The following is a 13,508-nucleotide window of genomic DNA, read 5'->3' on the forward strand; positions in this document are numbered from 1 at the left end:
TGAGAATAGCTCGCAATTGCGTGTCGTTCTGTATCCCTGGGGGGAATTGCCGGCCAGCGGCCGGCACTACGGACTGGCCGGCAATCCCACGGATCAGTAGATCCACGCCATGCGTGGATGAGCGGTGCCGACCAAGGTCGGCACCCGCCAGGGCAGGGCGCAGAGATCAGAACTTCGCGTTCAACGAAATCCAGTAGCTGCGGCGCTGGTCCTTGGTCGCGTAGTCGTCCACGCAGCTGAACTCGCTGGGATTGAGCAGCAGGCACGACTGCGAAACGAAGTCCTTGTCGAACAGGTTGTTGACCCGTGCGTTGACCGTCAGCCACGGCGTGGCCTTCCAGCTGCCACCGAGATGGAAGATCGTGTAGTCCTCGTAGTAGCGCACGTGGCGGGCGCCGGCACTGTCGATGAGGGTGTCGCGATAGCGGTCGTAGCGGCCTTCGCCGATCAGCGACAGGCTGACCGCTTCGTTGATCTGCCAGTTGAGGCTGGCGTTGGCCATGTGCTTTGCCGGCGTGGTGCCAGAGATCGGGCGCCCTTTGTCGGGGCCGCTGGTCTGTTCGCTCTTGGTCCAGGTGTAGTTGCCGCGCAGCTGCAGGTTGTCGAGCAGGTCGACGTGGCCGGCCAGTTCCGCACCGCGGGTCTCGGCCTTGTCGATGTTCACGCTCTGGGTGAAGGTGCTGTAGCCCAGTGCTGCCCAGCCCGGGCCGATGTCCACGCAGTAACCGCTGCCGGCGCGGGCCACTTCGCAGTTCGGGAACGTGCCGCCGCTGGCGATCTTGTCTTCGAACTTGTTGAAGAAGCCGGTGACATTGAAGCCCCAGCGCTGGCCTTCGTAGTACGCGGCCAGCTCGTAGTTGGTGCTGGTTTCAGGCTTCAGGTTCGGCGAACCCACCAGCGGCAGCACGCCCTGGCCACCGAAGCCGGTGATGCCCGGGAACAGCTGATCCGGTCGCGGGGTCTTGTAGCCGGTGCTGACGCCACCCTTGAAGGTCCAGGCGTCAGTGGCGTTCCACACCAGGTAGCCGCGCGGGCTGACATGGCTGCCGAACACGTTGTGGTCGTCGTAGCGCAGGCCGAAGGTGGCGGTGAGGGTGTCGGTCAGCGACCAGTTGTCCTCGGCGAACATCGCCCACATGCGGTGCTTCTGCTTGGTGTTGCTGCGGTAGCCGGCGCCATCCATGCCGAACACGCCGTCGATCATGTCGGTGTCGTTGTACTGGCCGCCGACGGTCAGCTTGTGCGCGCCGAAGTCGAGGTCGAGCATGGTGTCGAGCACGTAGCCTTCCAGCTCCATGGTGCGCAGCGGACGCGGCAGGAATGCCTGCAGGCGTGCCATTTCACTTGGGTTGAGGGCGGCCAGTGCATTGCCGCGGCCGGCCGCGCAGTTGTTGGCGCCGCCGGTGCGGCGGCAGACGTCGTTCCACAGTGTCTGCAGGTTGGCGCGTTCGTCCAGGGTCAGCGGCAGCGAGCGGCCCAGGTTGCTGCTCTTGCTGTGGGTCAGCGAGGTCTGCCAGGTACCGAAGCTGTAACGGCCCTGGTGGGTCAGCGACAACTGGTCGCGCTCGTATCGCTGGTAGGCGGTGTAGCCCACGCGCGGCTGCACCACGCGGCGGGTGACGGTGCCGCTGCCGTTCGGGTTGGGGATGACGGCATTGCCGACGCGCCACAGGCTGGCCAGGCTGTCGAGGGTGCCGGTCTGGCCCTCGCTGTTGTCGTACTTCTGCCGCGACACGTCGTAGTCCAGCCACAGTTCGTGGTCATCGTTGACGTGGAAGTTCAGCCGCACACCGGTGTTCCAGTTGGTGTTGGCCACCGACTTGCCGCCGCCACCGAAGCCGATGCTGCGCTCCCACAGGCTGCCGTCCGGCAGGGTCAGTGCATCCCACTCCGGATTGGAGGCCTTGGCGTCGTAGTAGCTGCCGCGTACTGCCAGGCTCAGGCGGTCCTTCAGCAGCGGGCCGCTGAGGTAGACGTCGGTGGTGCGTGCATCGCCGAACTGATCGTCCTGCTGCACGGTGAAGCCCTGGGTGAGCGCGCCGTGCCAGCTGTCCTGGTTGCGACGGGTGATGATGTTGATCACGCCGCCCATTGCATCCGAGCCGTACAGCGTGGACATCGGGCCGCGCACCACTTCAATGCGCTCGATGGCATCCAGCGGCGGCAGGTAGGCGAACTGGCCACCGCCGAAGTTGTTCGGATACAGCTGGCCGACATTGCTCTGGCGGCGGCCGTCGATCAGCACCAGGGTGTACTCGGAGGGCAGGCCGCGCATCGAGATGGTGGCACGGCCGTTCTTGTCGCTGGCTTCCAGACCGACGTCGATGCCTTCAACGTCGCGCAGCGCGTCGACCAGATTGGTGTACGGGCGCTTGCTGAGTTCTTCGCGGCTGACCACGCTGATGCTGGCGGGTGCATCGACCACCTTCTGCTCAAAGCCGGAGGCGGTGACCACCACCTTGTCCAGCGTCTGTGGCGCGCCGGAAGCGTCACCGTGGGCGAAGGCTGGGGCGGTCATGGCTGCCAGCACGGCGCTGGTCAGCAGGGTACGGGACAGGGACGAACGGACACGATGGCGCTGGGCCATGGCAGTAACCTCGAAGGATGCAGGGTGGTGCAATGCCAAGCGCGAACGGCGCGGCATGCACGGGGAGGCCCGGTCAGGGGCGGCAGGGATGAAGCAGGCAGCGGCGTGCGGGCACGACCGCGCAGGCGGTCACGCGGGGCCGTGATTCAGGCGAGCGGCGGCGCCTGGCCGCGTTGCTGGCGGCGCCCGGGCGCGTCGGCCCAGGGCGTGTCCGGAGCGGCCAGCGGCCAGTCCGGGCGCACGCCGGGCATGGCCGGCGTGGCGGGTACGAGTTCAAGCTCGGTGCGCAGCCATTGGCTGGCCAGCAGCAACGGCGGGCGCGCCTTCTCGGCCGATTTCACCGGGGCGGCAGCACAGCGGCGCAGTTTGGCCGGTGCTTCTTCCTGCGGGGACGCTTCGCCACCGCGCTCTTCCAGCGGCATCTGCACGGCCATTCCGGCCCGGCCGTGTGGCAGCAGCGGCAGGGTGCCCAGCAGCAAAGCCAGCATCGCCACCCACGCCAGCAGACTGGCCAGCGCAGGACGCTGGCCGCGCATGGCGGTGCCCATCTTGCGATGGATGAGTGGGCGAGGGCGAAGCGGGCGCAGCAAGCAGGGGTCCCCAAGGGTCTGCCGGCAGCGGCCGGCATCAACGGGGCGTGATTGTAATGAGAGCTGTTAGCTGTTGCAAATGAGAATGATTGCTAAATTGTCGCGGATCGGCCGGATGGGGCTCAGACTTCGCTCCAGCGTCGCAGCAGGTTGTGGTACACGCCGGTCAGCTGCAGCACCGCCTCGGCGTCACCGCCGGTCTGCCGCAGGCGCTCGATCGAGCCATCCATTTCCCACAGCAGGCGGCGCTGCACATCGTCGCGGATCATGCTCTGTACCCAGAAGAACGAGGCCACGCGCGCACCGCGGGTGACCGGCCGCACCTGGTGCAGGCTGCTGGACGGATACACGATCAGGTCGCCGGCCGGCAGCTTTACCTCGTGCTCGCCGTAGGTATCGCTGATGATCAGCTCGCCGCCTTCGTATTCGTCCGGATCGGACAGGAACAGGGTGCAGGAGATGTCCGAGCGCAGCTGTTCGCCGTTGGCCAGGTTCATCACCGCGCCATCGACATGGAAGCCATAGGTGCCGCCACCGCTGTAGCGGTTGAAGCGCGGCGGCAGGATCTTCAGGGGCAGCGCGGCAGCAAAGAACAAGGGGCTGCGGCTCAGCGCGGCCAGTAGGTCCCTGCCCAGCTCCGCTTTCAGGGGAGATGCATCGGGTAGCTGCAGATTGTGCTTGACCATCGCGCCCTGTGCACCGACGGTCTCGCGACCGTCGGTCCAGTCTGCAGCGTCGAGTCGCCTGCGTGCCTGCGCCACGTCCTGGGGTGAAAGCACGTCGGGAATGTGCAGCAGCATGGCGGTTCCTTTGGGGGGCGCGGGGGAGTGGGCTCCCCCGCGTGCTGCATCAGAAGCGGATGTCCGCGCTGAGCAGGAAGGTGCGCGGGGCACCCGGGGTGTAACGGTAGCCGCTCTTGTTGATGCTGGCCACGTACTGCTTGTCGAACAGGTTGTAGCCGTTCAAGCGCAGCGAGATCGTCTCATTGATTGCCCAGGACACGACCGCGTCATACACCACGTAGGACTTGGTGAACGACGGGGTGCCCACCGCGCCGTCGGTGCCGCGGTGCATGCCGGCGGCATAGCGTACGCCGCCGCCCACGGTGATGCCGTAGGGCAGGGTGTAGCTGGTCCAGCCGGTGAATGTGTCGTCCGGGGTATAGGTCAGGTTGGTGGTGCCATCGGCGGCCACCTTCGCGCCTTCCCTTACGTCGGTGTCCAGGTGGCTGTATCCGGCGCTGACCGACCAGTTGTCGGTCAGGCGGCCGACTGCGGAGAGCTCCACGCCCTTGACCCGCTTGCTGCCGGTCTGGGTCGGGTTGCCGGCATCGTCGAGCACGGTGGTGTTGATCTCGTTGTCCACGTCCGTCTGGAACAATGCAAGGTTCACTGCCAGAGCGTCATCCAGGAAGGCCCACTTGCTGCCCACTTCGAAGGTCTTGGCCTTCTGCGGATCCAGCTTGGGATTGTCGGCACTGCTGGCCGAGCTGCTCAGCTGGAAGTTGGCGCCACCCGGGGGTTGCTGCGAGATAGCATAGTTGGCGTAGACGCTGACGGTATCGCCGACCTTGTAGAGGGCGCCCAGCTTCCAGTTCAGCAGCGTATCGGACGCGTCCAGCGTCGGGTTGCGCAGCACCGTGCCGGTAGGATTGCCGCCGCACGCCGGGCCGCCGCGGCCACCACACACCGACGCGCTGGCGTACTCGGTCTTGTAGTGGTCCGCACGCACGCCAGCGGTCAACAGGAAGCTTTCGCCGAAGGACAGGGTATCGAACAGGTACACCGAGGAGGTGGTGGTCTTACCATGTGCATCGGCGCCGTTGTGCGCCCAGTTCAGGCCGCTGACGTTCCAGTCCGGGTTGTACAGGTTCGCAGCGGGCCAGCTGGTGCCGGCAGCGGCGGCCTGGCCGTAGCTGTCCAGTTCTTCACGGGTGAATTCCAGGCCAGCGCTCAATGCGTGCCCGACCGCGCCGGTGGCGAAGTCGGCGCGCAGGTTCAGCTGATCGGTGAGGATCGTGTTGCGCTGGTCCTTGAAGGTCGGCAGGCTGCGCGCGATGGCGTAGCTGGAAAGGTCGGCCGGGTTAGCATAGGTGATGTTGCCGGTCGGGCGGCCGCCTGCGCCGCGCACGCCGGTGCCCATGAAGGCGGTGAGCAGGTAATCCTGTTCGGTGCGACCCCAGCGGGCGGTGTTGGTCAGGCGCACGCTGTCGTTGAAGTCGTGCTCGAAACGGAACGTGGCCATCTTCGCGGTCACGTCATCGTGGTCGGCGCGGGTGCCGTAGAAGTTCTCCGGATCGACCGGGTGCCCGGCCAGCGCTTCCAGCGTCGGCTGCGGCGTCCAGCCCGGCAGGCCCAGGGTGGGCACGCCACCATCTGGCACGTTGTCCTGCTTCACATACAGCAGGTTGAGGTAGTAGCGGGTGGCGGTACCCAGACCGAAGGCCAGCGACGGTGCGATGCCCCAGCGCTTGTTCTGCACGTGGTCGCGGCCGGGCTGGTCGCTGTCCTGCCACATGCCGTTGATGCGCAGCGCGCTGGTGGTGCCCAGCGACTGGTTCCAGTCGGTGGTGGCGCGGCGCTGCTGGTCGCTGCCCAGCGAAATGCTGGCCGACGTCGCGTCCTGCAGGTTGGCCTGCTTGCTGACAAGGTTGATCGCGCCGGTCGGCGCCGAACGGCCATTGTCGGTGCCGGCCGGCCCCTTGGTCACTTCCACCTGTTCGATGTTGAACACATCGCGCGAGATCGAGCCCAGGTCGCGCACACCGTCCACATACAAGCTGTTGGAGGTGTCGAAGCCGCGCATGAACAGCGCATCGCCGGTGGTCGTGTTGCCGTTCTCGCCGGCATAGAAGGTGCCCACGCCCGGGCTGTTGCGCAGCGCCTCGGTCAGCGTGGTGGCACCCTGCTGGTTGAACAGGTCGCTGGTAATCACTTGGATGGTTTGCGGCGTGTCCTGCAGGCGCTGGGTGAACTTCGGCGAGGCCACCTTGTCGGCTTTGTAGCCCCGGGTGGCGTGCACGTCGATCTTGTCCAGCGTGCGGGCGTTGTCGGTGGCTTCAGCGTGGGCCAGCGTGGGCAGGGTGGCCAGGCCGAGGCCGGCGGCAAGACTGGCGGTGGCCAGCGGTAGGGTACGAAGCGGCGAAGCGTGCTTGCGGCTCTTGATCGGGTTCATGGGCGTCTGCAGAAGGGGAACAGGGAGAGGCGGCCGGCGCGGGCCGCGCGGCAGCAGTACGTAGAACGAGGGGGGGGGGGCGTGCGGATGCGGCTGCGCATGGCGCAGCAGAGCGTCAGGCCAGCAGCGCGGGCGGTGCGTGGGATGGGGGCTGGCGCCGGCCCGGTGCGAGCACCGGAGGGGTCGGTGTCACCGGCGCCGGAGCGTCTGCAGGTGCATTGTCAGGGTGCTGCAGGCAGAGTCGCCGCAGGGCACGAGGTTTGTCACCGCGACTGCCATCGGGTTCGGATTCAGCGGGGTGCATCGCCTGTTCGTGCGGCAGCACGTGTGGTGGGGACGCGGGCGACACATCATGAGCATACAGAGTCGGCGCATCGGCGGTCGCCGTGTGCCTGCCTTCATGCAACGCAGACCAGCCCAACACCAGCGTCAGCAGCACGGCTACGAGCAGCGGCCACCCTTGACGGGCAAGCTGGCACAGCGTGGCGGTGGGCGCGGGCGAAGCCATGGCGCGGGGGCGGAGTCGTTACGAAGATGTTACGTAGAATAACATCAACGATAATGATTCGCATCTGCGGGGCGTGACGGGCCGCTGGGGCCGCCCCGGAGCGGCCTGGGGGCGCCCTCATGGCCTTCCGGTAGATCCACCTCATGGGTGGATGCTCTCCCGCGGGGCGCCCTCTGGGGGGGGGGGCTCTCTGGGCTGAGCGCCGCCTCAATCCCGGTCGTCGCGGGTCCAGACAGCGTCGTGCTCGCGCTTCACCGGAAACTTGGGCACAGGGCTGTAGGCCGGGGCACACAGGGCGCGGCCGTCACGCACGTCGAAGCGCGCGCCGTGCAGCACGCACTCCACGCTGCCCTCGGTGGTGTTGAACTCGCCCGAGGACAGCTCGAACTCTTCATGTGTGCACTGGTCTTCCAGCGCGTACAACTCACCGTCGAGGTTGAACACCACGATCGGCGTGCCGGTCACTTCGTCGAACACGCTCTTCATTTCACCCGGCAGCAGCTCGGTGCCGGCACAGACGAAGGTCCAGGTATTGCTCACGCGGCGGCTCCGGCCAGCGGCTTTTCCAGGATTTCGAAGCGCAGGTCGTCGCGCTTGGGAATGCCGAAACGCTCGTCGCCGTACGGGAACGGCTTCTTGATGCCGGTGCGCAGATAGCCGCGGCGCTCGTAGAAGGCGATCAGCTCGTCGCGCACGTCGATCACCGTCATCTGCATCACCGGCACCTTCCATTCGCGTGCGGCGTGCGCTTCGGCGGCGTCCATCAGCTGCTTGCCGACGCCGCCACCCTGCTGGGCCGGGTCGACCGAGAACATGCCGAAGTAGCCCTTGCCGTCGACATCGGCGACGTGGGCGCAGGCTACCAGTTGGCCGTCGCGTTCGGCCAGCAGGATGGTGGAGCGCGGGCGGTCCAGGTCGGCCTGGATGCCTTCGGCATCGATGCGGGCGCCGTCCAGCAGGTCGGCTTCGGTGGTCCAGCCGACGCGGCTGGCATCACCCCGGTAGGCCGAGGTGACGAGGGCAATGAGGGCGGGGATGTCGGCCGGCGTGGCGGCGCGGAAGGTCAGGGTGCTCATGGGGACATTCTAGGTGGAGCGGGGAAGGGCGCGGGAGGCTGCCGCTTGGGTCGACTTTGCCGAGTGTGGCCAATACGCAGGGTTGACGTCGTCTTCATTATTCGTTCATATCCATGGTCAGCACCCGCCCACCGTGAAGCAACGCGTGGCTGTCTGCCGGAGTGGGTGCCGCCTGGTCGAAGGCCAACTGCCGTTCGGCGCAGGTGGGGCACACAGGGACGTCGATCCAGGGAGGATCTTCATGCAGTCTGGCCTCATTTCTCATCCGCGCGCCGCAACGGCTGCCAAGGGTCTGTTTCTCGGTGTCATTGCCCTGTGTGTGCTGGCACCGGTCGGCGTTTCAGCCCAGATCGTTCCCACCTGGCGCCAGGAGTACGACAAGCGGCTGAAGTACGGGGACCTTGTCGAACCGCTGAAGGGCGAGATCTTCGGCGAGCAGGTCAACCTCTATGACGGCTCGATCAGCTTCAAGGCCACGGATATTTCGATTCCAGGCAATGGCGGGCTCGCGGTTTCACTCAGCCGCAGCTACGGGGATGTCAGCGGCGGTGCAAATGACAAGGAATATGGAAACTGGGATCTCGACATTCCGTCGCTTTCAGGCACATACGGAGACCAGCCCGAAACCGCGATCGGCGGGCATTGGATGCCAAGCGCCCGTTGCTCGACAGTTACCGCACCCCCGTCGCTGGATGTCTGGAATTACAAGCATACCCAGACCATCAATTTTTCTCCCCACACCTATTGGGATGGGGTGAGGCTTTCATTGCCGGGCGGAGGCGGTGAAACCGTCCTGGCGGGCAGCGGGGACGCACGCCAGCCAACGCCCCAGATTGGCACGCCAACGCCTTGGAACACAAAAGGGGGATGGTTCTTCTCATGCCTCAGTGCGCTCAAGAGCGGCCAGCCGGGCGAAGGTTTCCTGGGCCACGCGCCAGACGGAACCAAGTACTACTTCGACTGGATGGTGGCGCGCGAGAACGAGTCTGCCGTTCTCCAGCCCTACGACACCATCACCCATGCCACGCTGAAACGGAAAAAGGTCTTCCTCTATCCATCCCAGGTTGTCGATCGTTTCGGCAACTGGGTCCGCTACGAATGGAGTGGCGGGCGGCTGGATCGAATCGTTGCCAACGATGGGCGCAGCATCAGCCTTGCCTATGACTCCCTGGGCCGCATCGCAACCGCAACAGCAGCGGGCCGCACCTGGACCTATGGCTACACTCCGGCCGGTGTGTTGCAGTCGGTGACGCTGCCGGATGGCTCCGCCTGGCGTTACGACCTGCCTCCGGTCCACGTGACGAAGAAGTACCCCGAATACACCGGGCAGGACCCTTCAGCCTACATGGACTTCGCTGGGCTGTGCGCGAAGACGAACAAGATTGTGCAGACCGAGGTCACGGCTACTGTCACACATCCCTCTGGCGCACTCGGTACTTTTGTGTTTCGACCGTTCCGACACGGGCGCAAGAATGTTCCGTTCAACTGCCAGACCTCCGGCGACGATCAGTTGCTGGCCGACGGATGGAATCTCACGCCCCTCTATCGGGACGCGATGTCTTTGGTGGCAAAGCGGATAAGCGGCCCGGGGATGCCCACCGCGCAGTGGAGCTATCAGTACACCAATCTGGGGTGGCAGTACGACAGGAGAGTCGACCAGGCCGGGTGGCCGATGATTCCGGTGGGGCAGGCAGAGCCCAAGATAACGATTGAAACCCTACCCGATGGGGTTATTCGGACCTACGAATTCGGTAAGGAAGTCGGCTACAACGACGGTCTATTGCTGTCCACGACTACCAGCTCTGGTGGCGCGGTGGTTCGCATCGAGCGCAGCAACTACTACCCGGACGCGCAGCTTGCCAGCGCGCCGTTCCCGCGCGAGGCGGGCCGGAATCTCAAGTACGGGGCCAGGGAACTGGGAGAGCATCTGAATCGCCCAGTGCAGAGCACGGTTGTGAATCAGGATGGCGTGCAGTTCACGCGTACTGTGCAGGCCTTTGATGCCTTCGTCCGCGAAGTCACCGTCGCAGAAGCCAATTCCGCAGGCCAGAGTCGCACCACCAGCACCAGCTACTACGACAATCCCGCGCTATGGGTGAACGGCCAGACGGCGCGCAGTGTGCTCAATGGCATCGAACAGTCCCGCACCGAATTCGATACGGCCAAAGCACTGCCGCTGCGAGCCTACGCATTTGGCCGCCTGGCGCAGCAGGTGACCTACGCAGCCGACGGCACGGTTGCCTCGGTGGCCGATGGCCGTGGAAATACCAGCCATCTGTCGGGATGGAAGCGTGGTGTTCCGCAGCAGCTCCGCATGCCGGCCACGCCCGAAGCGCCCAATGGTGCAGTGCGCACGGTTGCCGTGGACGACAACGGTTGGATCACCTCGCTGACCGACGAAACCGGCGCAACCACCAGCTTCAGCTACGACAGCATGGGCAGGCTGCGCAGCCAGCAGTTCCCTGGCGGCGACAGCGTGAACTGGAATGGCGTAACCATGGACCTGCAGCGACTGGGTGGCGCGCAGCTGGGGGTGCCCGCCGGCGCATGGAAGCACTCGCGCACGCAGGGCGGGCGGCGCACGGATACCTACCTGGATGCGATGTTCCGCCCGGTGCTGGTGACCGAGAACGCCAACAACGTGCTGGACAGCGCCGTGGTGACCCGCTACGACACCAGCGGCAAGACCGTGTTTGCCTCGTATCCCACGCGGCAGCTCTCCGATATCAATGCCGCCCTGACCGGCACCACGACGCAGTACGACGCGTTGGGCCGCCCCACCGTGGTCAGTCAATCGTCCGAGCTTGGGGCACTGGTTACCCGCACCGAGTACGTGGGCAACCTGTCGGTGAAGGTGACCAACCCCCGCGGCCAGGCCACGACGACCCGTCATCTTGCCTACGACCAGCCCAGCTACGAGATGCCGCTGACGCTGCAGCACCCGGAAGGCGTGGTGACCGAGATCCAGCGCGACACGCTGGGCAAGCCGCTGGCGATCACCCGCCGCAATGCAGACGGCAGCCAGTCGCTCACCCGCCGCTACGTCTATGACGGCTACCAGCAGCTGTGCAAGACCATCGAGCCGGAAACCGGTGCGACCGTGCAGGACTACGACGCGGCAGGCAACGTGCTGTGGTCGGCGGCCGGCACGGGTTTGACCAGCACCACCGACTGCAACCGAAGTGAAGCCCTGGCCAGCGGACGTGCGGTGAAGCGTAGTTACGACGCCGCCAACCGCTTGTCGTCCCTGATCTTCCCGGATGGGCGCGGAAATCAGAACTGGTCCTACGCGCCTGATGGTCTGCCGGCCGAGATCAGCACGCAGAACGATCCGGCCCGGCCGATGGTCGTCAACCGCTACCAGTACAACCGCCGCCGCCTGCTCAGCGGCGAAACCCTGCAGCATCCGGATCTGGGAAGCCTGAGCCTGGCCTATGGCTACGATGCCAACGGCACACTGGCCAGCAATACCTATCCGGGTGGGCGTGTCGTCAGCTATACGCCGGACGCACTGGGTCGGGCGACGACGGTCGGCGGCTATGCGAAGGAGGCCAGTTACTTTGCCAACGGCGCGTTGGCCCGCTTCGTATATGGCAATGGGATCGTGCACACGTTGACCCAGAATGCCCGCGGGCTGCCCGACCGCAGCCGCGATGCCACCGCAGCGGCCGCAGTGCTGGATGACAGCTATGACTACGATGCTGGCGGCAACGTGATGGCCATTTCCGATGGCCTGCCCGGGGCGCCCGGTAACCGGGATATGACCTATGACGGCCTGGACCGGTTGCGGACGGTCACTGCACCGGGCTTCGGCAACGCATTGTATGAGTATGACGCGCTGGACAACCTGCGCCGTGCCAAGGTTGGCAGCCGCGATCGTACGCACTATTTCGATCCGACCAATCGGCTGGTCAACGTGATCGAAACCGGAACCGGGGCGACCGTGACCGGTCTTGGCTATGACGTGCAGGGCAATCTTTCGGTGCGCAATGGTCAAGCTTTCACGTTTGACTACGGCAACCGGCTGCGCGCGGCGGGGACGGCAGAGAGCTACGAGTACGACGCCCACGGTCGCCGGGTGAAGGGCGGGGCCAGTGGCAAGGGGGCAATCTACTCGTTCTACGACAACGGCGGCGTGCTGCGATTCCAGCGTAACGAACGCACCGGCAAGCAGACCGACTATCTCTATCTGTCAGGCAGCCTGGTCTCCCAGGTGCATGGTGAAGCCGCACCCAGCGTTCCCGCGCTGAGTGCGCCGGGCTACATCACCCAGGGCAGCGTGAACCTGACCTGGAGCCCTGCCGGTGGTGCCAACCGCTATGAGTTGCAGCGTGCCCTTGCAGGCACCTGGAGTACGGTCTTCGATGGCGCGGCGCAATCGTTCACCAGCACCGGTCTGGTCACGGGAACCTATCAGTTCCGCGTGCGCGGTTGCAGGACGGTGTGCGGCGGATGGAGCAATGTCGCATCAGTGGCCGTGGCATTGGCGCCATCCACCGTACCGACCTTGAACCTGCCTGCCACGGCCTTCAATGGCAGTTACAGCGTGGCATGGTCTGCGGCCTCCGGTGCCGAGCGCTATGAGCTGGAGGAAAGCGCCAATGGCGGCGCTTGGGTCCAGGTGCACAACGCCATCGGTCAGTCCAAGGCCTTCAGTGGCAAGGCAGCGGGAAGCTACAACTACCGGGTTCGCGCATGTAACCCGGTGGGGTGCACGGGATACAGCGCCACGGCTGCGGTGACGGTGGTGTATCCGCCTGCCACTGCGCCAGGTCTCTCTGCGCCGGCACGCGCTGCGCCGGGTAGTATCGGCATTGGCTGGAACGGGGTGGCTGGTGCCACGCGTTACACCTTGCAGGAGAGCAGTAATGGTGGCGGATGGGTCACGCTGTTCGACGGCAACGCGGGTTCCTATGCCACCGCTGTGCGTGGTGTGGGCAGCTATGGTTATCGGGTTGCCGCCTGCAATGGCGCAGGCTGCGGGCCGTGGTCGGCCACGTCGACGGTAGCGGTGATCGGGCCGCCGACGATCGAGCCGGTGATCAGCGCGCCGGGCCTGGTGAACGTGCCGCAGTACAGCCTGAGCTGGTCGGTGCCGGCCAACAGCGAGAGCTTCGTGCTGGAGGAGAGTGCCAATGGTGGTGGCTGGACGGTGGTGCATAACGGCGGCGGGAACAGCTTTGGTGCCAGCCGTGGCAAAGGCAGCTACGCCTATCGTGTGAGGGCGTGCAACTTCGCTGGGTGCAGTCCGTACTCCGGAGTCGTGACTGTTGCGGTGGTGTTGCCGCCGGGGGCGACGAGCCTTTATCTGGCAGAGTGGCTGACCACACGCAGGCCGCCTTATCAGGTCCAGTGTTCTGCCGGGTGGAGCCCGGTGGCAGATGCAACGGAGTATCAGCTCGAAAGCGGTGGCGGTGGCCAGCGTTTGTACACGGGCCCCCAGACCTACGTGAACGACAGTGGCGGGGCATACTGCGCGCATGAGTATCGCGTGCGTGCCTGCAACGCAGGTGGTTGCTCACCGTGGTCGGCCGAACGGCCGGTCACCCGCGGCGTACTGAGTTGGGACTAAG

At 65.6% G+C, this 13,508-nt stretch carries 7 protein-coding genes; 1 reads left to right on the forward strand and 6 read right to left on the reverse strand.

Translation table 11 applies throughout. The features are described from left to right. Positions 1 to 166 precede the first annotated feature (166 nt). The 6 genes from ACZK4Z_RS05480 to ACZK4Z_RS05505 all read right to left on the reverse strand — a co-directional run bounded on the left by ACZK4Z_RS05480 (position 167) and on the right by ACZK4Z_RS05505 (position 7,935). Positions 167 to 2,587, reverse strand: coding sequence for a TonB-dependent receptor domain-containing protein (locus tag ACZK4Z_RS05480; RefSeq protein WP_125894183.1), 2,421 nt, complete (start codon positions 2,585 to 2,587; stop codon positions 167 to 169). 146 nt (positions 2,588 to 2,733) lie between these two features. Continuing rightward, the gene (locus ACZK4Z_RS05485) at positions 2,734 to 3,135 is read right to left on the reverse strand and encodes a hypothetical protein (protein WP_125894185.1); all 402 of its coding nucleotides are present in this window, start codon (positions 3,133 to 3,135) and stop codon (positions 2,734 to 2,736) included. Between the two features lie 164 nt (positions 3,136 to 3,299). Beyond that, positions 3,300 to 3,977, reverse strand: coding sequence for a Fe2+-dependent dioxygenase (locus ACZK4Z_RS05490; RefSeq protein WP_049463140.1), 678 nt, complete (start codon positions 3,975 to 3,977; stop codon positions 3,300 to 3,302). A 49-nt stretch (positions 3,978 to 4,026) separates the two neighbouring features. Then, on the reverse strand, positions 4,027 to 6,351 hold the full coding sequence (locus ACZK4Z_RS05495; RefSeq protein WP_125894187.1) for a catecholate siderophore receptor Fiu: 2,325 nt from the start codon (positions 6,349 to 6,351) through the stop codon (positions 4,027 to 4,029). A 715-nt stretch (positions 6,352 to 7,066) separates the two neighbouring features. Beyond that, a complete protein-coding gene (locus ACZK4Z_RS05500) occupies positions 7,067 to 7,399 on the reverse strand; it encodes a non-heme iron oxygenase ferredoxin subunit (protein WP_125894189.1) in 333 nt (110 codons plus the stop codon). Next, positions 7,396 to 7,935, reverse strand: coding sequence for a GNAT family N-acetyltransferase (locus tag ACZK4Z_RS05505; RefSeq protein ID WP_032129242.1), 540 nt, complete (start codon positions 7,933 to 7,935; stop codon positions 7,396 to 7,398). Before ACZK4Z_RS05505 ends, ACZK4Z_RS05500 begins: the two co-directional genes overlap by 4 nt. Positions 7,936 to 8,176: 241 nt before the next feature. On the opposite strand from ACZK4Z_RS05505, the gene ACZK4Z_RS05510 reads away from it, so the two are divergent. Then, a complete protein-coding gene (locus tag ACZK4Z_RS05510; protein WP_125894191.1) occupies positions 8,177 to 13,507 on the forward strand; it encodes a wall-associated protein in 5,331 nt (1,776 codons plus the stop codon). Position 13,508 lies beyond the last annotated feature (1 nt).

Source organism: Stenotrophomonas sp. 71799_Sma, assembly GCF_056482505.1.